The sequence below is a fragment of the Alteromonas sp. M12 genome (genome assembly GCF_037478005.1).
Taxonomy (GTDB): Bacteria; Pseudomonadota; Gammaproteobacteria; order Enterobacterales; family Alteromonadaceae; genus Aliiglaciecola; species Aliiglaciecola lipolytica_A.
This window is the reverse complement of the sequence record NZ_CP144164.1, coordinates 2,252,052-2,273,834: the sequence shown is the minus strand read 5'-3', so window position 1 is coordinate 2,273,834 and position 21,783 is coordinate 2,252,052. Positions and strand designations below refer to the sequence as shown.

At 41.3% G+C, this 21,783-nt stretch carries 13 protein-coding genes; 2 read left to right on the top strand and 11 right to left on the bottom strand.

Going from position 1 to position 21,783, the window contains the following annotated elements; translation table 11 throughout:
• Nucleotides 1-59: 59 nt before the first annotated feature.
• The 10 genes from VUI23_RS09700 to sdhC form a co-directional block, all read right to left on the bottom strand.
• Entirely contained in the window at nucleotides 60-4,382 is a 4,323-nt protein-coding gene (locus VUI23_RS09700) for an alpha-1,6-glucosidase domain-containing protein (RefSeq protein ID WP_342808060.1), read from the bottom strand.
• Between the two features lie 65 nt (nucleotides 4,383-4,447).
• Nucleotides 4,448-7,540, bottom strand: coding sequence for a TonB-dependent receptor (locus tag VUI23_RS09695; protein ID WP_342808059.1), 3,093 nt, complete (start codon nucleotides 7,538-7,540; stop codon nucleotides 4,448-4,450).
• Nucleotides 7,541-8,033: 493 nt separating this feature from the next.
• Nucleotides 8,034-8,906: a succinate--CoA ligase subunit alpha gene (gene sucD, locus VUI23_RS09690; protein WP_216046434.1), complete on the bottom strand. Its 873-nt coding sequence runs from the start codon at nucleotides 8,904-8,906 to the stop codon at nucleotides 8,034-8,036.
• Entirely contained in the window at nucleotides 8,906-10,072 is a 1,167-nt protein-coding gene (gene sucC / locus VUI23_RS09685) for an ADP-forming succinate--CoA ligase subunit beta (protein WP_216046433.1), read from the bottom strand. Before sucC ends, sucD begins: the two co-directional genes overlap by 1 nt.
• 132 nt (nucleotides 10,073-10,204) lie before the next feature.
• The gene (gene odhB, locus VUI23_RS09680) at nucleotides 10,205-11,689 is read right to left on the bottom strand and encodes a 2-oxoglutarate dehydrogenase complex dihydrolipoyllysine-residue succinyltransferase (RefSeq protein WP_303501040.1); all 1,485 of its coding nucleotides are present in this window, start codon (nucleotides 11,687-11,689) and stop codon (nucleotides 10,205-10,207) included.
• A 12-nt stretch (nucleotides 11,690-11,701) separates the two neighbouring features.
• A complete protein-coding gene (gene sucA / locus VUI23_RS09675) occupies nucleotides 11,702-14,524 on the bottom strand; it encodes a 2-oxoglutarate dehydrogenase E1 component (RefSeq protein WP_216046431.1) in 2,823 nt (940 codons plus the stop codon).
• 176 nt (nucleotides 14,525-14,700) lie between these two features.
• Nucleotides 14,701-15,411 carry a succinate dehydrogenase iron-sulfur subunit gene (locus VUI23_RS09670; RefSeq protein ID WP_216046430.1) on the bottom strand — a complete coding sequence of 237 codons (711 nt, stop codon included), beginning with the start codon at nucleotides 15,409-15,411 and terminating at the stop codon, nucleotides 14,701-14,703.
• 14 nt (nucleotides 15,412-15,425) lie between these two features.
• Nucleotides 15,426-17,195 (bottom strand): succinate dehydrogenase flavoprotein subunit, encoded by a 1,770-nt coding sequence (gene sdhA / locus VUI23_RS09665; protein WP_216046429.1) that lies wholly within the window; start codon nucleotides 17,193-17,195, stop codon nucleotides 15,426-15,428.
• Nucleotides 17,192-17,542, bottom strand: a complete 351-nt coding sequence (gene sdhD / locus VUI23_RS09660) for a succinate dehydrogenase, hydrophobic membrane anchor protein (RefSeq protein ID WP_216046428.1) — start codon at nucleotides 17,540-17,542, stop codon at nucleotides 17,192-17,194. The genes sdhA and sdhD overlap by 4 nt, the downstream gene beginning before the upstream one ends.
• Nucleotides 17,536-17,910 (bottom strand): succinate dehydrogenase, cytochrome b556 subunit, encoded by a 375-nt coding sequence (gene sdhC / locus VUI23_RS09655; RefSeq protein ID WP_216046427.1) that lies wholly within the window; start codon nucleotides 17,908-17,910, stop codon nucleotides 17,536-17,538. Before sdhC ends, sdhD begins: the two co-directional genes overlap by 7 nt.
• 403 nt (nucleotides 17,911-18,313) lie before the next feature.
• Here sdhC and gltA point away from each other — a divergent pair, with 403 nt between their 5' ends.
• Nucleotides 18,314-19,594 carry a citrate synthase gene (gltA, locus tag VUI23_RS09650; RefSeq protein ID WP_216046426.1) on the top strand — a complete coding sequence of 427 codons (1,281 nt, stop codon included), beginning with the start codon at nucleotides 18,314-18,316 and terminating at the stop codon, nucleotides 19,592-19,594.
• Nucleotides 19,595-19,815: 221 nt separating this feature from the next.
• Nucleotides 19,816-20,241 (top strand): DUF3429 domain-containing protein, encoded by a 426-nt coding sequence (locus VUI23_RS09645; RefSeq protein ID WP_216046425.1) that lies wholly within the window; start codon nucleotides 19,816-19,818, stop codon nucleotides 20,239-20,241.
• A 91-nt stretch (nucleotides 20,242-20,332) separates the two neighbouring features.
• On the opposite strand, the gene VUI23_RS09640 is transcribed toward VUI23_RS09645, so the two are convergent.
• Nucleotides 20,333-21,781 carry a phosphomannomutase CpsG gene (locus VUI23_RS09640; RefSeq protein WP_216046424.1) on the bottom strand — a complete coding sequence of 483 codons (1,449 nt, stop codon included), beginning with the start codon at nucleotides 21,779-21,781 and terminating at the stop codon, nucleotides 20,333-20,335.
• Nucleotides 21,782-21,783: the final 2 nt, after the last annotated feature.

Below are 21,783 nucleotides of genomic sequence, written 5' to 3'. Positions count from 1 at the left end.
CATATTATAGTAATAAGACGATAGATAGCGCGGCTAGCTGCTCATAAATTTATATAGTGTTATTCCACCGCGGTCACTGTTACCACAGCCGCTTCAGGGTCAGGTCCTGACACCTTAAATTGATACAAACCTGCACTCTCAATTTCTAACATTAAATTACTCGCATTATAAAACAGGCCTAAGGGTGTCCCTAAATCGATTGAAGTACTTTCTTCTGCAGCACCTAAATTAACAGTAGACCAATCAGCAGAAGCCACTTTAAATTCATAGCTTCCAGCTTCAAGGTTAATTTGCACGGAGTATTCTCCAGCACCGTCGTAGCTTAATACATCTACTTCGCCCCACCCATTCATGCTACCTCGAATATAAACAGACGTATCTGCAAAAAACTCCGTAGAAAACACAGAAACAGTGGGTTCCTCAATATTGCTTACATCAAAAACAAAGCTATATTCACCTTCCTGCTCAATCGTTAGCGCTAGATTACTACCACTTTTAGCTAAAAACTTTTGTTGGCCAATTACGATAGAAGTATTTGCCTCGGCACTACCGTAATCAACAGTCGACCAATCAGCTGATGCCACTTTAAACTCGTAATCTCCGGCGGCAATATTCATTGTAGTAGTGTAGATACCGCCAACATCATAAGACATTGGGTTATCTTCACTCCAACCATTCATAGCGCCACGAACAAATACCGTTGTTCCGAAGAAAGGTTCTTCGTGATCAACACTAAATACAGGAGCTTCTGAGTCACTTGCATCAATAACAAATTTCAAGGTAGCGTCTTGGGTTAGTGTCAATTGTAGATTCGAACCGCCTCTTGATAAGGTTTTTTCATCTCCTAACAACACAACTTGATCGGAAGAACCAAAATCAACTGTAGACCAATCGGCAGACGCCACTTTGAATTCATAAGTTCCGGCAGCAACAGCGATAACAGCTTCATAAATACCGTCACCGACATAGTTCATGCTATTACTTTCCCCCCAACCGTTGAATCCACCGCGGACAAACACGGAAGTACTGCCGTAGGGTACAACATCAGGAGCACCTGATGTGGCGTAAGCAGATAAGCCTGTGCCTTGAGCGCCCATTTGTGGTTTAACAAACACAGCAGTGGTTAAGGCTGGCACCGTAAAGGTCCCCTCTCCCTCACCTGCAGTAAAATAAGCGCCGCGAACCACAGGATCTGTAGAAGCCATTTGCACATTGTGCAATTCAAAATCAGTAGCAGTTGGGACAGTGTGGCTTTGCTCTTCGTAGCTGGTGTTAACTACCACCACTAAAGCATCGACCATAGGATCAAGATCAGCTCTGGGCATATCAGGATCGGCAGATACTCCATCATCAATACTCACCACAATCAAACCGTTAGTTTGACGGCGACCTATATTGTGAAACCCAAGACGGTCTATTATCTGTTCGCCAGAGGTTAATCTAAACAAAGGACTGCCCGAGCGTATCATTAACATCTCATCAAATATTGCAGAAGCAAATTCAATTTCAGTCATGCTTGCAGCACGTTCAGGTGCAGCAAAGAAAATTTGCATTTGCTGCCATTTATCTTGATTGTCCTCGGCTAATGGTAGACCAACATTCCAGTTATTCGATTGCATGCTGAAATCTACGTAGTTAAACCAATCTCCAGCATCATAGGTATTGCGGTCCATTGATTTAGAGCGTAGGAAATCACCGCCCATTTGTAAGAACGGGATACCCTGAGACATGAGTGGTAAAGTAGCACCTACATTTTGAGCACGCACACGCTCTGCCAATGTTAAGTCATCAGGCAAGGTATATTGGAAATTATCCCATAAGGTTTCATTATCATGCTTAGATACATAATTGATAATATCAGCAGGATCTGTCGCGTAGCCACCAATGCTGCTAGTGGTAGAAGCAACACCATTAAAATCTTCCAGGACGTAATCAGTTAAGGTGCCTGCCAATGACATTTTAATTCTATCCTGGTCGAGCATCGCGGCATTATCAGCTTCGCGCTTGAAGATGTGACCTTGTCGAACCGCTTCACGTATTCGGTCATTGTATGTACCTATTTCTGTACCAGCCATATTCCCTTGATTCGCTTGCTCGTAACCACGATCTTCACGAGTCCAGCCTTCACCATAGAAATAAGTATCTTCATCCACACTTTTAACCGCTTCAAACAACCGTACCATCGTATCTTTGCTGGCTTGACTCATAATGTCGAAACGGAAAGAATCAAACTTATATTCAGACGCCCACAACGTAAGTGAGTCTTGCATTAATTTTTCCATCATCACATTGCGGGGTTCTGTATCATCGCAACAGGTTTCACGAATAATCGCGCCAGTATCTACTGCATACCTGTGGTAATACCCAGGAACAACTTTATCTAAGACAGATTTTGTGCTGAGTTCTGACGCATTGGTATGGTTGTATACAACATCCAGTGCCACACGCAATCCTAGCCCATGCAATGCCATATTCATTGCGCGCATTTCCTTAATCCGAGCAACCCCTTCAGGGTCAGAGGAATAGCTACCTTCTGGCGCATTAAAGTGAAACGGATCGTACCCCCAATTAAACTGGTCGTGATTACGCATAGCTTGAGTCAACTCTTGGGCTTTTTGCCCTTCCCCAACACCAAAACTTTCAAATAGCTCAGCTAAGGTCATATCTTCACTAATTGAGCCATCTTTACAAATATCGGCACTGGTATTTAAACGACAAAGTTGACCAAAAGTACTGTTTAAATCCACGACTTTAGTTGTGTCTTCCTCGATTGAAGCAATATCGTTAGCGGGTAATAAATGGAAATGAGTGACACCCGCTTCAGCTAACTTGCGTAAATGCTCTACGGGCAAACTGCCGTCTTCAGTAAAGGCTAAGTACTTGCCACGATTAGCTGCCGAAGTACTTTGGTCACGCACACTAAAGTCGCGAATATGCCCTTCATAGATGACCGCCTCTTCAAAATTTTCAATAGTAGGAATCACATGTGAATCCCACCCATCCGGTTTAAGATCATCATCCTGCAAATTCACAAATTGAGAAAAGCGACTATTTGTGGAAAGACTAACCGAATAAGGGTCAGTGACATTTAATACCTGTATGCCGCTTGCCTTTGGATGATAAACAGTCACTTCATATCGGTATAATTGTCGATCTAATTCCGCACCGCCGGTATACGACCAAACACCAGTATCATCATCTACTGACATAGGTATGGTTGACGCCAGTGTTTTGTCCTGGTTATACAGTTTTAATTGTACATTTTGCGCAGTTGGCGCCCATACTGAAGCAGTGATTGTATCGCCATCATAGATTGGACCTAGCGTTGCTTCATCCGCATCCATATCCCCTGACGTATACACCTGATCAATTGCATTGGCCATTTGAATACCCGTTGCAGCAACTATCAGTCCCTCAGCGTTATAACCGGCCAAAACGGCTTGGGTTTTAAATACAGATTTAGCATCCTCTACAGACCAATCACCATAAAACGCGCCTAAATTCGCTAAATGAGGGGCAATGGCTTGCTGTTCATCGGTTAAGTCAGTTGCCGTCAATTCGATAGCAGTACCATTTAAACCAGTCTCTAAAGAAGCGACCAAATCAGCATCAGCCGAATAATGTAACTTCACCACAGCAACCGCGTCACTGGTATCCCAAAGTAAGGTATTAACGTCTAGCCAGTGAGCTTGTTGGCCTTCAATTTTAACTGGTTGAGGACCGAGCGAAACGATCGGATACTCGAATACGGCCTCTTCACCAGAGAACGTAAAATTCATGCGTGCGAATTTGGGATCATCTTGAGACAGCGGCATTCTTTTATCTGAGCCGCCCATTTCTTTACCGGCGTCATCAGTCCCAATATGGATAATGAAGTTTCCACACGCTCCTGCGCTACCCGCGTAGTTTTCAACAAGATCAATAACCCAATATGCACCATAATTAGGATCCACTCCGTCATGCACGCGACCATTAGCCCAATCGGTATCAGAGTCAGCATATGCACTACAAGTATCATTATTCCACGTGTGTAAACGATAGCCTTCATAGGAGGGATCAGTAGAGGAATTATCCGCTCCTACCGCTGCTCGGTTATAATACAAAACCGCCTGATCCGCTTCCGGGGTCACCATAGGTTCAGGAGCAGTTGGGTCAGCTCCCACCACACAGGCATCATTGGTCTCATTAGGTACAGTGGGCGCATCACACTGAATCGGCGGTGGTGCCACGCATGCAGTGCCCGTTGAATTAGGTACATTAGGGACACTACAGGTCAGCAAGTTATTGCTTCCCGATTTAACATCAGCTCCACCACAGCCAGTTAAAATCAGTGCGGTTGCTAGCAGCATCATCTTTATTAATGCGCTTAAATTAGTAAACATAGGTCTATACTCCAATGTTATTTTCTTTTGACAGCGACGATTCGATTTAAAAAGTTTGGTTAGTTTCATAGCGAGTACGTCACCCCAAGGAAGTATTGGGTTCCAAAGTATTGAATAGTGCCGGTTTGAGATTCTCGACCGAAATAACTTTTGGTGGGTGCATCCGTTAGATTATTAATTTGAAACAACACACCTAGATTGTCATTGATGTCGTATGATGCTTGATAGTCAATAATGAGTTCGTCATCGAAGTTAACAATTTGCTCATTTACAGCAACTTGTTTTGAGACAAACGCATCACGCCAGCGCACATTCACGCGAGTTTCGAAGTCTTCGTATTCCCAGAAAAGTGTGCCATTTACTACCGTTTCAGATAATCCGGGTAATTGTTGCGGAACACTTGTCCCACCTAAATTGGTTTGAAATTGAATTTCACTTTCAGTGTAGGAGTAACTCGCACTCACCCCTAAGCCGTCCCAAGGTGCAGGTAAATAGCTATAAACTTGGGTGTAAGCCAATTCGATACCACGAATATAACCGCCTTCTCTATTGTTAACGGCCGTTGTGTAGGGTCCATTCGTGGTTGGAACCGTAATGAACAATGGCTCACCATTGGCATCTGTGGCTTGCGTTGCTTCGGCGCTTGGATCATCAGAATCTAAGAACACAGGTACTTCAATAGAAGAAGGGGTTTGGAAGCCATTGCCAGCGAAATCAAAGGGGTCGATGGTAAAATCATTAATAAATGACTTAATATCTTTGTAAAATAACGCGACAACAATTGCTCCGTCGGTTTCATCAAAATAATGCTCATAAGAGATATCATATTGATTAGCATAAAATGGACGTAAATAAGGGCTGTTGGTTGAACTACCGGATAGCTCGGCATCACGATCAACGGAAATTTCCCCAGAATCTGGATTCATAGTCGCGTTGACATCAGCTACACGAACATTTGAATTGGCGAATAAGCGATTAATCGGAGGTCTACCCATCACTTTTGCCGCTGCAAATCTAAGTTGGTCTTGCTCGGTCAATTTAAAATTCAAGTTGAACGAAGGTAAATAGTCTGTGTATTTATCAACTAACAACTCTGGACGGTAAAAATTATTGATCAAGCCAACTTCATCGGTGATTAACTGCGCACCTAACTCAGGATCTCCCATAACTACATCAACTAAGATAGTCTCTCCGGTATCAGGATCAGTCCCTTCAATTTGAATACTGCGACTTACATCTTGTAAAAACGTAGATGATTGTTCTGTTTCAACACGACGAATACCAATGTTTCCTGTAATGGGTAAATCACCGACTTCAGTGTCAATATTTGCCATGATGTAGGCAGACAACACTTTTTCATAGACTTCGCCACTTTCTAACACCGACCATGCCGTATTAGTAGTGCCGCCTGGACTGTTGATCACACCAGGATGACCTGCTCCCCAGGTTTGAACTGGCTGTGGTGTTCCTTCGGGGAACCAAGCTGACAATGCGCTATCAAGATCCACAGAGAGATAACTTGGGAAATAACCAAAATCCCCTTCCCAATTGACCACAGAAGCCAACTGATCATTCAACGCCAAAGGTGGTTGACTGGCGGAAAATGAAGAGTCGCTGCCATATTCATATACTGAGCGATCATTAGAGTATTCGCGATCTGAATAACGAACCCCAACCTCAAATGAAGAAATAAATGGATTATCAACTTCATATGTAAGATCTAAACGATATGCAAATAATTCATCTTCATTTTCATAAGGATAGATACCATATTTGGTCACATAGACATTATTTACATCTGAAAAATCATCAAATTGACTAAAGCCGATATCCGGTAAATCCAATCCATTGAGCAAATATGAAATTGAAATATCGGTATCAAATCGAGGCGTTCCACTTTCATCTTCGGCCCCTACTAATGACCACAATAGACCGTTTCTAAATTCACTTTTGGCCTTTGAATATGAAAAATCGGCTTTGATATTCAAATTATCCGTAGCCTGCCAATCTGCATTTAATCCGAAATTCTGAATTTCATCAAAATCCTGATTGTCATCATTCACCAACTCAACACGAGTAAATGAATCTGTACCGCGACTAAATGTGCCGCCGATAACCGTATTATTATCCACAACAGGGTTAGTAATGACTGCGGTACCTGGTTCTAGCTTAACTCGAAAACCACGGGCAAATTCCTCAGAATCGAAACGGGAATAAAATGCATCGGTTTTTAATACAAAATTATCAGTGGGTGCCCATTCGATAGCGGCCATATAGCCATCACGGGTTTCTTCGCCACCTTTGTGCTGCATCTCGAATCCTTCGCTGACGAATTCACATTCGATACATTGCTGATCTTTAGGCACATCAGAGGTAGGGTCATAATTTTCCTCATCACCTTCGAGGAAATCTACATCACGCTCAGTATTGTAGGCCAAACCTATAAACTGAGTAGATACACTAGGCTGAAATAACCTTGCGTAACCTAGCGCCAGCCCTAAAGTGTCATCTAGCATTTTAGTTTGGAAAGAAAAACTAATGCGGTGACCAAATTCTTCTGCATCGGACACTTCACCTGCCCGATCGTTATACATGCCTCGCACATTCATATTGAACTTGTAATCTTCTGAAATAGACAATGGACTAGCTGTTTGCAACTCAACTGTGCCTGCTACTCCACCTTCAATTAAGGATGCTTTGGGAGATTTGTATACCGCTGCAGAGGAAATTAATTCAGACGGGTATTGATCAAATTCGATTGAGCGAGATCCGCTAGTGGATACTTGTTCTCGACCATTTAAAGTTGAAAAAACAAAATCACCAGATAATCCTCGGATATTTATTTCAGCAGCTTGCCCTCCCGTTCTCACCGCTGAAATACCGGGTAAACGCGTCAATGCATCTGCCATAGATACATCTGGTAAACCACCTAAATCATCAGCTGATAATTGCTCTGAAACAGTGTCACTGAAACGCTTTTGGTTAAGGGACTTTATTAGACTTGTTCTGAATCCTTTAACCTCTATTTTTTCGATTTGATCCACCTTTGCATCAGGCTGTTGCAACTCTGTTTCCTGAGCAAGGGCACTTATACTTGTGAGTGTCATACCGCTTGCAAGCAAAGCTGTTGTAATCAAACTGGGTCTGAATTTTTTCATGTGTGTTTCCCGTTCCCGTTTGTGGTTTCTATTTGAAAATTTTATCGACAATCTAAATACGATTGGCCAATAACACCAAAATTTACGATCATACAATGTTACATCTGTGTTAACAGAACACTCAATGCTGTGCATACGTATTCAATGCAGTGATGCATAGATTTTGGCTAAAAATGAAGATCTAATCAGGAAAGTTGGAACGAATGAAATGATCTTAAGCTTCTGTATTTATTTATAATATTTGAACGAGAAGATGGATTACTAGGTAACTAAAACAGATTTACTCTCATATTTAGGCACAATAATAGCAAAGGGAAAGTCAAGATCATGATTAACATTGAGACAACAGGATATTATTTAATAACGAGATTATTGTTAAATATTTGTGTTTTTTAGACGACTTTAAATAGCCATAAAAAGGTCGTTTTTTAGACTAAAATAAATAAAAAAAACCCGCCAAATGACGGGTTTTATCTAGCAAATTAAACGCAGATTACCAACCAGTAATTTCGCGTAGCCCTTTACCAATATCAGCAAGTGAACGAACCGTTTTAACACCGGCATCTTCAAGTGCTTTGAACTTCTCATCAGCTGTACCTTTACCACCGGCGATAATTGCGCCAGCGTGACCCATACGCTTACCAGCAGGTGCAGTAACACCAGCAATGTAAGATACAACAGGCTTAGTAACGTTAGCTTTGATAAATTCAGCAGCTTCTTCTTCTGCAGAACCACCAATTTCACCAATCATAACAATAGCTTCTGTTTCTGGATCTTCTTGGAACAATTTCAGGATGTCGATGAAGTTTGAACCTGGGATAGGGTCACCACCAATACCTACACAAGTAGATTGACCAAAACCTTCATCCGTAGTTTGTTTAACGGCTTCATAAGTCAATGTACCAGAACGAGAAACAATACCTACTTTACCAGGCTTATGGATATGGCCAGGCATGATACCGATTTTACATTCTCCAGGAGTGATCACACCTGGACAGTTAGGACCGATCATACGAACGCCCTTCACGGTCAAGTATTCTTTTACGAACAACATGTCGATTGTTGGAATACCTTCAGTGATACAAATAATCAATTCGATGCCCGCATCAGCAGCTTCGACAATTGAATCTTTACAGAATGCAGCAGGTACATAAATAACAGAAGCAGTTGCGCCAGTTGCTTCAACAGCTTCACGTACTGTGTTAAATACAGGCAAATCTAAGTGAGTTGTACCACCTTTACCAGGAGTTACACCACCAACCATTTGAGTACCGTAAGCAATCGCTTGCTCTGAGTGGAAAGTACCTTGACCACCAGTAAAACCTTGGCAGATAACTTTAGTATGCTTATTAATTAATACAGACATTATTTGCCCTCCGCAGCTTTAACAACTTGCTGAGCTGCGTCAGTTAGACTGCTTGCAGCTATGATATCTAGGCCAGAAGCAGCTAATACTTCACGTCCTAGTTCAGCGTTAGTACCTTCAAGACGTACAACTACAGGTACGTTTACACCTACTTCTTTAACTGCACCAATAATACCTTCAGCGATCATGTCACAACGTACAATTCCACCAAAAATATTAACTAATACTGCACTAACGTTGCTGTCAGAAAGAATAATTTTAAATGCTTCTGCTACACGTTCTTTAGTTGCACCGCCACCAACATCAAGGAAGTTAGCTGGTTTGCCACCGTGAAGGTTAACAATATCCATAGTTCCCATTGCAAGACCGGCACCGTTAACCATACAACCAACGTTTCCGTCTAGTGCTACATAGTTAAGTTCCCATTTAGCGGCTTCAGCTTCACGAGCGTCATCTTGTGATGGATCGTGCATAGCTTTAACTTTAGGCTGACGATATGCTGCGTTACCATCGATAGCAACTTTAGCATCTAGACAATGAATGTCGCCGTCAGCTTTGATTACTAGAGGGTTGATTTCGATCAGGGCAATATCAAGGTCAACAAACATTTTTGCTAAACCTAAGAATATTTGCGTGAACTGTTTAATTTGTACGCCTTTAAGGCCCAATTGAAATGCCATATCACGAGCTTGGTATGGTTGAGCACCAACGATAGGATCGATTTCAGCTTTTAAAATCTTTTCAGGTGTTTCTTCAGCAACAGTTTCAATTTCAACGCCGCCTTCAGTAGACGCCATGAAAACGATACGACGAGAAGTACGGTCTACAACCGCACCTAAATAAAGTTCATCGGCAATATCAGTACAAGATTCAACTAAGATCTTGCTAACTGGTTGGCCGTTTTCGTCTGTTTGAAATGTAACTAGGTTCTTACCTAACCATTTTTCAGCAAAAGCTTTTATTTCGTCTTTAGATTTAACTAATTTAACACCGCCAGCCTTACCTCGGCCACCCGCGTGTACTTGGCACTTAACTACCCATTCGCTTCCGCCAATTTTATCAGCCGCCGCTGCAGCTTCTTCTGGAGAATCTGTTGCAAACCCTTCAGATACTGGCAAGCCATATTCTTTGAATAATTGCTTACCTTGATATTCATGCAAATTCATGGTGTTTCTATCCGTTTAATTTAATATAAAAGCCGCACATCAGCGACTTGATTAAAGGTGTCGATAATATACCGACATTCGGATAGATGATAACTTCCGTTATCATCTATCAATTCGATTTAGACCAAGGTTTTAAACGTCCAATAATAGACGAGTTGGGTCTTCTAGCATTTCTTTTACCGTAACCAAAAAGCCTACGGATTCTTTACCATCAACGATGCGGTGGTCATAAGATAACGCCAAATACATCATAGGTAAAATTTCAACTTTTCCATTTACCGCCATTGGACGATCTTGGATTTTATGCATACCAAGAATCGCACTTTGTGGAGGATTAATAATTGGAGTTGATAACAATGACCCAAAAACACCACCGTTAGTGATAGTAAAGTTACCACCTTGTAGATCATCCATAGCAAGTTTGCCATCACGACCTTTAAGCGCAAGAGATTTAATACCGCTTTCAATCCCTGCCATTCCCAATGCGTCACAATCTCTTAATACTGGCGTTACCAAACCGCGAGGAGTAGAAACCGCAATAGAGATATCAAAATAGTTATGATAAACAATATCATCACCATCGATTGATGCATTTACTTCAGGGAAACGTTTTAACGCTTCAGTTACTGCTTTTACATAAAACGACATGAAACCTAAACGAATACCATGACGCTTTTCGAAGCTTTCTTGGTATTGCTTACGCAAATCCATAATTGGCTTCATGTTGATTTCATTAAATGTTGTCAACATTGCAGTAGAGTTTTTCGCTTCTAACAGACGAGTTGCAATGGTTTTACGCAAACGAGTCATTGGAACACGTTTTTCAGTGCGCTCACCGACTAAAGCAGCAGGCGCAGCTGGTGCGTCTTTGGCTGCAGGTTTAGAAGCACCTTTAAGATGTTTTTCTACATCTTCTTTAGTGATACGTCCGCCTTTACCAGTACCTTTGATGTTAGCCGCGTCTACGCCTTTTTCAGCTAATAAACGTCTAACCGAAGGACTAAGTGCATCATTTTCTTCTGCTGATTCTGCTTCTGCAGACTCTGCAGCAGTTGGGGCTGCAGCACCCGCACCTTCGATGAAATTAGCGATGACTTGTTCACCAGTAACTGTCTCGCCTTCAGGTGCCAATATGTCACTCAAAGAACCGTCTGCTGGAGCAACGACTTCTAACACTACTTTGTCAGTTTCGATATCCACTAGATTCTGATCCCGAGAAACAGCTTCCCCAGGTTGTACATGCCATGTTGCTATTGTTGCGTCAGCTACCGATTCTGGCAGCACAGGAACTTTAATTTCCACTGATTTACCCTTTGTACTTGATGTAGATGGTTGACTAGCGGCTGGAGCTGCAGATGCTTTAGTACTGCTAGCGCCATCGCCTTCTTCTAGTTTTGCAATTATTTGTTCACCAAGGACTGTATCACCCTCAGCATCCATAATTTCTGTGATTATACCCTCTTCTGGGGATACAACTTCTAGCACTACCTTGTCGGTTTCAATATCAACAAGATTTTGATCACGACTGACTTTGTCACCAACTTTGACATGCCATGTGGCAATCGAAGCATCTGCTACTGATTCTGGTAGCACCGGTACTTTAATTTCTATTGTCATACTGGTTCCTAATTATAAAGTAAGTGCATCATCAACCAACGCTTTTTGCTGTTGATTGTGAACCGCGTTATAGCCAACTGCAGGAGAAGCAGATGCAGTTCTACCCGCATAGGTCAATTTTGCGCCTTCTGGGATAGATGCCCAGAAATGATGCTGGCTACAATACCAAGCTCCCTGATTTTGTGGTTCTTCTTGACACCATACCCAATCTTTTACATGTGCGTATTTCTTGGTTATGTTTGCCACCATTTCCTCACTTGGGAATGGGTAAAGTTGCTCAATTCTGACTATAGCCACATCGTGTTGTTCATTTTTACGACGTTGTTCTAACAAATCGTAATATACTTTACCTGAACACATCACAACACGCTTAACGTCAGCTGGCTTAATTTCATCAATTTCGTCAATGACATTATGGAAGATACCATCGGTCAATTCATCAAAACTAGAAACAGCCAAAGGATGACGTAAAAGTGATTTTGGTGACATCACGATTAGAGGTCTACGCATCGGACGAATAGCTTGACGTCTGATCATATTGTAAACCTGTGCAGGTGTAGAAGGCACACAAACTTGCCAATTGTGATCTGCACATAATTGTAGAAAACGTTCTAATCTAGCTGAGCTATGTTCCGGACCTTGTCCTTCATAACCATGTGGCAACAATAATGTTAGACCACATAAACGTCCCCACTTAGCTTCGCCAGAACTTAAAAACTGATCAATAACCACTTGCGCACCGTTGGCAAAATCACCAAATTGTGCTTCCCATATGGTTAATGTGCCAGGTTCAGCGGTTGCATAACCAAATTCAAATGCGACAACTGCGGCTTCAGATAAAACCGAGTCGTAGATTTCCATTTTACCTTGAGATTCATCAATGTTTTGTAGAGGCATAAACTCAGCCCCATCAACTTGATTGTGCAATACAGCATGACGATGGAAGAATGTGCCGCGACCTGAATCTTGCCCTGTTAAACGAATATTCGTACCTTTAGATACTATATCAGCGTAGGCCAAATTTTCTGCCATACCCCAATCTATCAGTTTTTCTTCTTTTAACATGGCTTCACGATCGCCATATAGTTTCTTAACCCGAGATTGTAATTTGAACTCTTCAGGATATTTAACTATTGAGCGACCTAGCTCAAGTAACCTTTCTTTCTCAATTGATGCGTCATATTCAGCAGTCCAATCGTGCCCTAAGTAAGGAGTCCAATCAACAGAGTGCTCGGTCATTGGACGCCATTCAGGCACAACACATGCACCGTGATCTAACGCTGCTCTGTATTCACTGACCAATTTTTCCACTTCATGCGCTTCAATGCTGCCCTCAGTCGTTAATTGATCAGCGTACAATGCGCGTGGCACAGGATGCTTTTTAATTTTTTGGTACATCAACGGCTGAGTTGCATTCGGCTCATCGGCTTCGTTGTGGCCATGACGTCGATAACATACCAAGTCAATCATCACATCACGTTTAAATGTGTTGCGATAATCTAATGCTAATTTTGTCACGAATAAAACCGCTTCAGGATCATCAGAGTTAACGTGAAAAATAGGCGCCTGAACCATCTTCGCAATATCAGTACAATATTGAGTGGAACGAGTATCTTCAGTTTTAGAAGTGGTAAAACCAACTTGGTTATTTATCACTATTCTTACTGTACCACCTACTTTGAATCCCCGTGTCTGAGACATATTAAATGTCTCTTGCACAACGCCTTGTCCAGCAATGGCAGAGTCACCATGAATAGTAATTGGTAGTACGGTAGAACCATCAGCACAGTTGCGGCGATCAAGTCGCGCTCTTACTGAACCGATAACAACTGGGTTTACGATTTCCAAATGTGAAGGGTTAAATGCCAACGCTAAATGAACGTTGCCACCGCCGGTTGCGAAATCAGACGAAAAACCAGCGTGATATTTAACATCACCAGCGCCAAGCGATTCATCGTGTTTACCGGAAAACTCATCAAATAAAACTGATGGATTTTTTCCTAAAACGTTCACAAGTACGTTTAATCGTCCACGGTGAGCCATACCAATAACAACTTCTTTAGCGCCACTTTCACCCGCGTGGTTGATTAACCCTTTGAGCATAGGTACTAAAGCATCGCCGCCTTCTAACGAAAAGCGTTTAGCTCCAGGGAACTTAGCACCTAGGTATTTTTCCATACCATCTGCAGCAACTAAGCCTTTAAGAATATTGATTTTTTCATCACGACTAATTTCAGGTTTTGCCTGTACCGATTCGATACGTTGTTGTAACCAACGTTTTTGTTCGGTATCCGTTATGTGCATATATTCAGAACCAATAGAACCACAATAGGTTCTATTTAAAGAAGTGAATAAATCCTTCAATGTCATCGTTTCTTGACCAATTGCATAAGACCCCACATTAAAATGTGTGTCGAAATCTTTTTCGGTCAAATTATGATGAGATAATTCTAAGTCGCGAACTCTAGGCTGCTTCCATAAATCCAATGGATCTAAATTGGCATGTTGATGCCCTCTAAATCGATAGGCATTAATAAGCTGGAGTACTTTGACTTGCTTATCATCACTTGTTGAAGTTTTTGAAGGTGCACTGCTAGTTGCTCTAGCCGCTGGGCCTAGTGCTGCCAACGCTTTAAATTGTTCTCTAATTAAAGAATGGTTGGTATCTAATTCAACGCCTTCTACTTTAGGCAGGCTTTCGAAAATACTTCGCCACTGCTCTGAAACACTGTTGGGGTCTTCCAAAAATGTTTCGTAGAGTTCTTCTATATAAGCAGCGTTGCCGCCAGCCATGTGTGAAGAATCCCACCATGCTTTCATCACGCTTTGTTGCATTATTGTCCCTTTAAAAAGTAAGGCTAACAACCGGATATCTAGTATGCGTAAATATCCAAAAAATAAAAGTAAATAAACCTAAAAGGTTTGATTTTTTAAGTAAAAAAGCCATCCTGCAAAGGATGGCTATTTAGACTTGCTGTCACGAATAACACCACTGGTGTTAAATGACTAAACTAAACAGCCCGTTGTAGTAGCATCGACTTGATATGGCCGATGGCTTTCGTCGGGTTTAGTCCTTTGGGACAAACACTAACGCAGTTCATTATACCGTGACAACGGAACACGCTAAAAGCGTCGTCCAAATCACTTAGTCTAGCATCAGTTGCTGTGTCACGACTATCAATTAGGAATCGATAAGCATGCAGTAATCCAGCAGGTCCAATGAACTTGTCAGGGTTCCACCAAAATGACGGACATGATGTAGAACAACATGCACATAGAATACATTCATATAAGCCATCCAGCTTAGCACGCTCTTCAGGAAGTTGAAGATGTTCACGGGCTGGCGGATGATTGTCGTCATTGATCAAAAATGGTTTAATTTTTTCATATTGCGTATAGAACTGACTCATGTCAACGACCAGATCACGTACGACTGGTAAACCAGGTAATGGACGAACCACAATTTTACCTTTTCCTAAAGCGGAAAGCGGCGTGATACATGCCAAACCATTTTTACCATTCATATTTACGCCATCAGAACCACAAACACCTTCACGGCATGAGCGACGGAATGACAACGTAGGATCTTGTTCTTTAAGGGCGATAAGCGCATCAAGCACCATCATATCTTGCCCTTCTTCCACTTCAAGCGAGTATTCTTGCATGCGTGGTGCGTTATCAACATCCGGGTTGTAACGATATATTGAGAAAGAAAGATTCATCTTCGTTACTCCAATTAATAAGTTCTAGCTTTAGGTGGAAATGCTTCGCGTAATTTAGGTGTCATGTTCACATCACGTTTAAGCATTGATTCTGACTCTGGTAAATAAACAGAGTGACATAACCACTGTGAATCATCACGGTCAGGATAATCGAATCGGCTATGAGCACCACGACTTTCCGTTCTAAAGTTCGCTGCAACTGCCGTACTAAATGCAGTTTCCATTAAGTTATCTAGTTCAAGACACTCAATACGTTGAGTGTTGAAATCGCTACTCTTGTCATCTAAACGAGCGAATTTCAATCTTTCTCTAATTTCTTTCAATTCAGCAAGACCTTCGGCCATCGCATCACCTTCACGGAATACAGAGAAATTAAGCTGCATACATTGCTGTAAGTCTTTCTTAATTTGTACTGGATCTTCGCCTTTACCAACTTCTGAGCTTTCCCAGCGATTGAAACGAACCAGCGCTTCTTCAACATCAGTTTGCGATGCTTCAGCAAAATCAATCTTATCGATAGCTTCACCAAGGTGAAGACCAGTGGCACGACCGAATACAACCAAGTCTAATAGCGAGTTTCCACCAAGACGGTTTGCACCGTGGACAGATACACATGCAATCTCACCACAGGCAAACAACCCACCAATTGGTTTTTCGTTGCCATCTTTATCGATGCTGATAGCTTGGCCATCAACATTAGTTGGAATACCACCCATCATATAATGACAAGTTGGAATAACTGGAATTGGCTCTTTAACTGGATCCACGTGTGCAAACGTACGAGACAACTCAAGGATACCTGGTAATCTAGATTCTAGAACGTCTTTACCTAGGTGATCTAGTTTAAGTTTAATATGCGTACCCCAAGGACCTTCACATCCGCGACCTTCACGAATCTCAGTCATCATTGAACGGGCAACAACGTCACGACCAGCCAAATCTTTAGCATTTGGTGCATAACGTTCCATGAAACGCTCACCGTCTTTATTAAGGAGGTATCCACCTTCACCACGGCAACCTTCGGTTACTAGCGTACCAGCACCGGCTATACCTGTTGGGTGGAACTGCCACATTTCCATATCTTGAACTGGAACACCAGCTCTTAATGCCATACCAACACCGTCGCCAGTATTAATGTGTGCATTAGTGGTTGAAGCGTATATACGCCCTGCACCACCGGTAGCCAATACTACCGCTTTAGATTTAAAGTAAACGACTTCACCACTTTCAATGTCAATAGCAGTACAACCGACTACATCACCATTTTGGTTTTTGACGAGATCAAGGGCATACCATTCACTGAATACTTTTGTTTTATTTTTAACATTTTGCTGATAAAGCAAGTGCAATAATGCGTGGCCTGTACGGTCAGCCGCTGCAGCTGTACGAGCGCCTTGCTCACCGCCGAAGTTTTGAGATTGACCACCGAAAGGACGTTGATAAATGCGACCGTCTTCAAAACGAGAAAATGGCAAACCCATATTTTCCATTTCAATGATCGCTTCAGGACCAGTCTTACACATATATTCGATAGCGTCTTGGTCACCGATATAATCAGAACCTTTAACCGTATCGTACATGTGCCATTCCCAGTTATCTTCATGGGCGTTTCCTAAGGCTACAGTGATTCCGCCTTGGGCAGACACTGTATGTGAACGTGTTGGAAACACTTTTGAAAGTAACGCACAGGACTTGCCTGATTGAGAAATTTGTAAAGCTGCTCGCATTCCAGCGCCGCCAGCTCCTACTACTACTGCATCGAACTCATGAACCGGAATACTCACTTCACACCCCACAAAACAAATAAACCAACTGCAACATAAACAAAAGCAATAATGTTAAGTACATATTGTAACGTTGCTCTTAAACCTGGAGCCTTGACATAATCGGTTAAAACTTGCCATAGACCAATTCTTACATGGTACATAATTGCGACTAGCGTAATGAAAGTGAAAACTTTCATAAATATGCTAGAGAACAAATCTCTCCATACTTCAAAAGTCACCACAGGAGTGGCGATAAAGAAATATGTCATGTAAAAAGAAAATAAGGTAATGATAAGTGCCGTAGCACGCAGAGTAACAAAATCTTGCACTCCATTACGTTTCAAACTCGCTTGTTCCGTTACCACAATATCACTCCTATAACGATAGTCACTAACACCCACAAACCAATAGTGGCTTGTGCGCTTAAATTACCTGACTGAATTTCTTCCCAATGACCCATGTCCATAATCACGTGACGGATACCGCCAAGGATATGATAGGTCAATGCGGATAAAGTACCGATAGCCACGAATTTACCAAGGGGCCCTGCCATAACTTCTTGCACTGTATTAAACCCATCAAGGGAAGATACAGATACAGCCCAAGCCCAGATTACGAAAATCAGAGCGAAGAACATTGCGACACCGGTTGCCCGATGTAAAATAGAAACTATAGCTGAAGGGGGAAAACTTATCGTATTGAGTTGCAGATTGACTGGTCTTTGTTTTTTCACTTTATGTGCCTGTAATCATTGTTGAGGTTTGACGCATTTATTTAAAGTTATTTTATTGTATAGTGCATAAACGAAAACTGAGTTGAACAAGTTCAACTGTTAACACTTTGTTAATTAACTATTAAACCTTTAACAACTAAGCGTTTTTTTTCATTTAGTGGCACAAAGTATATCCAGCGTTGAGCTTAATTACAATTTTTGTTCTAGATAAAAAAACTGTTTATTCAAAGTTTTCGATATTAATAGGTATTCTGAATACATTATGAGAATAAATATTAAACATTCATGTATTAAAATTGACTTGCAGCAACTTTCTAAGTACAAATAGCACACTTTTTTTCATGGCTGTTATTATTTAAGATATTTATAACAGTTTAAGAACTTAGTCTAAGGAGAACATCTTATGGCAGAAACTAAAGCCATTTTAAAGGTAGGCGACAAAGAGGTAGAACTTCCGGTACTTTCGGGAACTGCTGGGAACGACGTAATAGATGTTCGAGCTTTAGGCTCTAGCGGTTACTTCACTTTTGACCCTGGTTTTATGGCTACTGGTTCTTGCGAATCATCCATCACGTTTATTGATGGAGCTAAAGGCGTATTGCTTCATAGAGGTTATTCAATCGAAGAGCTTGCCAGAGACGCTGATTATATTGAAGTTTGTTATATGTTGTTACACGACAAAACGCCAACTTCAGAAGAATATGCTGATTTCAAAAACACTATTACACGTCACACATTGGTTCACGATCAATTAACAAATTTCTTTAGAGGTTTCCGCAGAGACGCGCATCCTATGGCCATGTTATGTGGAACAGTAGGCGCACTTTCTAGCTTCTATCATGATGATTTAGATATTTCAGATCCTGAACAACGTCTTCGTAGTGCATATCGCTTAATCGCTAAAATGCCTACTTTAGTAGCCATGTGTTACAAATATAATGTTGGTCAACCCTTTGTTTATCCTCGAAATGATCTAAGTTATGCAGAAAACTTCTTAAACATGATGTTTTCTGTACCAGCTGAAGATTACAAAATCAGCCCTGCTGTTGCTAAAGCTATGGATCGTATCTTTACGCTGCATGCTGACCACGAGCAAAATGCATCGACTTCTACAGTAAGACTTGCAGGTTCTTCAGGTGCTAACCCATATGCGTGTATCGCAGCTGGTGTTGCATCTTTATGGGGACCAGCTCACGGTGGAGCTAATGAAGCTTGCTTAAACATGCTGCAAGAAATAGGCAGTGTTGACCGTATTCCAGAGTTTATCGACCGCGCTAAAGACAAGAATGACCCTTTCAGACTAATGGGATTCGGGCACCGTGTTTATAAAAACCACGATCCTCGTGCAACTGTTATGCGTGAAAGCTGTCACGAAGTGCTAGAAGAAATGAATATCGATGATCCTTTGCTAAATGTAGCTATGGAACTTGAAAAAATCGCCTTGAGCGACCCCTATTTCGCAGAGAAGAAACTTTTCCCGAATGTGGATTTTTATTCAGGTATCATTCTTAAAGCAATTGGCATTCCTACTAACATGTTTACTTGTATATTCGCATTAGCAAGAACTGTTGGTTGGGTTTCTCATTGGCATGAAATGCTTAGTCAACCTGGACAAAAAATTGGGCGTCCTCGTCAGCTTTATACTGGTGAGAACTTAAGAAAATACACCCCAATTAAAAAATAACTTTTAGTTATGTTCAAAAATAGCGCCTTTTTTGGCGCTATTTTTTTGTAAACTGAACAATCAATAAACAACTAAACAGGCATTAACTATAAATTTACACAATGTTGCCTAAATGTTTAATGATTGACAGTTTAAATAATCGATTGTTTTTTGAAAAACGATTGAACTAGCTAAGTTAAATTTACGTAAACATCGAATAAAACGAGTATAAGTGATAAAAAATGCTTAAATACCACGCCAAAATATTAGGGTACGCAGGCCTAATTCCATTTATCATGTTGCCTTTTTTCATTCTATGGGAAACCGTTTCTTACTTTGAAGGGGTCGGTTTCTTCATTCAATACTCCGCTATAATACTGTCGTTTTTAGGTGGGGTGTTATGGTTTGACGGAATTAATAACGAACGTTCTATTAGCTTGTTGTATATTGCCATGTTGCCGTCAATTTTAGCCTGGTTAAGTGTTATTTGGTTACCTCCAAAGATAGCCCTGATTGCTTTAGCCTGTGCTTTTACTGTGGTTATTTTCTACGAATTTAAACTTTCCACCTTGGCCGTATGGTATCGATCCTTAAGAATACGCTTGACCTCGATTACCGTTGGTAGCCATTTAATGATGATTTGGTTAATTCAGCAAACGTCTCAATAATTAAAATTCAAAATCCCAAAACAATTTTGAACATAAAAAAATAGCCCTAATGGGCTATTTTTGTTGTTTATATTATCAAAAATAAGAGGTTTTAAGCTCGAATGAGCTCCAATAATTCCGCTGTTTTTTGCTCCATCAAGGCAATATCACCTGAGGATTCAACATTTAGGCGAATAACCGGCTCTGTATTCGATTTACGCAAATTAAATCGCCAGTTGCCAAATTCCAAGCCAACACCATCGGTATCGTCAATAACCTCAGCCAGAGGCTGATATTTTGCGATAACTCTTTGTAAAGCAGCATCAGCGTCTTCAAGCAAGCTATTAATTTCACCCGAAGAAGGAAAAGCAGCTATTCGCTGTTTAACTAATTCAGATAAAGGTTGAGAGCTTGTGCAGATTAACTCAGCAACGAGTAACCATGGGATCATACCTGAATCGCAATATGCAAAGTCTCGAAAATAATGATGCGCACTCATCTCACCGCCATAAACAGCATCTTCTTTTCGCATTCTTTCTTTAATGAACGCATGACCCGTTTTACTCTTTATCGGGGTCCCGCCAGCTGCTTTAACAATATCTTCGGTATTCCAATAAACACGCGGATCATAGATGATTTTACTGTCTGCATTTTTATCTAAAAATGCTTTAGCTAACAAACCTACAATGTAATAACCTTCAACAAAGTCACCTTTTTCATCAAACAAGAAGCAACGGTCAAAGTCGCCATCCCAAGCGATACCCATGTCAGCTTTGTGGGCGATGACGGCATCGGCAGTATCCGCTCGGCTTTCTGGTAATAATGGATTTGGTATACCATTTGGAAAGTCACCATCTGGTTGATGATGAACTTTGATAAATTCAATGGCAACATTTAGCTCTTTGAGTTGTTGTTCAATGGCATCTAACGCTTTTCCTGCCGCACCGTTACCCGCATTTACAACTAGTTTTAAAGGCTTAAAGTTTTTCAAATCAACGTAAGACAACATATGTTCAACATAAGCGGGTAAACAGGTACGTTGAGAATACTTTCCTGAAGTGGCAAGCTTTTCTGTTGAAACACTACCCTGCCCCTTTAAAAATGCGTCGTCGCTACAGCGCTTATCCGAAAAAAAGTTTAAACGCTCATCGACAATGGCCTGCTCATATTGTTCTGCAATATCTTTTATTGCAAATAAGCCAGTATCACCGCTGATTGGACGAGATTCGCTTTTGACTAATTTCATACCATTATAATCAATGGGGTTATGACTGGCGGTAACTTCGATTCCGCCATCCACTTTTAAATGTTTAGTGGCGAAGTAAATTTCTTCGGTCCCTGTCATCCCAAGGTCAATAACGTTTGCCCCGCCATCAACTAAACCGGCGCTAAGTGCTAACTTTAATGGCGCAGAGGTATGACGAACATCTCCACCAACCACCACGTCTTTAGCTTTTAGGTATTCGGCATAAGCTCGACCAATACGATAGGCAACATTTTCGTCCAACTGTTGCAACAACTTGCCGCGAATATCGTACGCTTTAAAACAACTAATTTGCATCT

Coding starts and splice junctions, on each gene's coding strand:
- VUI23_RS09700 (WP_342808060.1), bottom strand. CDS start 4,382: ATGTTTACTAATTTAAGCGCATTAATAAAGATGATGCTGCTAGCAACC.
- VUI23_RS09695 (WP_342808059.1), bottom strand. CDS start 7,540: ATGAAAAAATTCAGACCCAGTTTGATTACAACAGCTTTGCTTGCAAGC.
- sucD (WP_216046434.1), bottom strand. CDS start 8,906: ATGTCTGTATTAATTAATAAGCATACTAAAGTTATCTGCCAAGGTTTT.
- sucC (WP_216046433.1), bottom strand. CDS start 10,072: ATGAATTTGCATGAATATCAAGGTAAGCAATTATTCAAAGAATATGGC.
- odhB (WP_303501040.1), bottom strand. CDS start 11,689: ATGACAATAGAAATTAAAGTACCGGTGCTACCAGAATCAGTAGCAGAT.
- sucA (WP_216046431.1), bottom strand. CDS start 14,524: ATGCAACAAAGCGTGATGAAAGCATGGTGGGATTCTTCACACATGGCT.
- VUI23_RS09670 (WP_216046430.1), bottom strand. CDS start 15,411: ATGAATCTTTCTTTCTCAATATATCGTTACAACCCGGATGTTGATAAC.
- gltA (WP_216046426.1), top strand. CDS start 18,314: ATGGCAGAAACTAAAGCCATTTTAAAGGTAGGCGACAAAGAGGTAGAA.
- VUI23_RS09645 (WP_216046425.1), top strand. CDS start 19,816: ATGCTTAAATACCACGCCAAAATATTAGGGTACGCAGGCCTAATTCCA.
- VUI23_RS09640 (WP_216046424.1), bottom strand. CDS start 21,781: ATGCAAATTAGTTGTTTTAAAGCGTACGATATTCGCGGCAAGTTGTTG.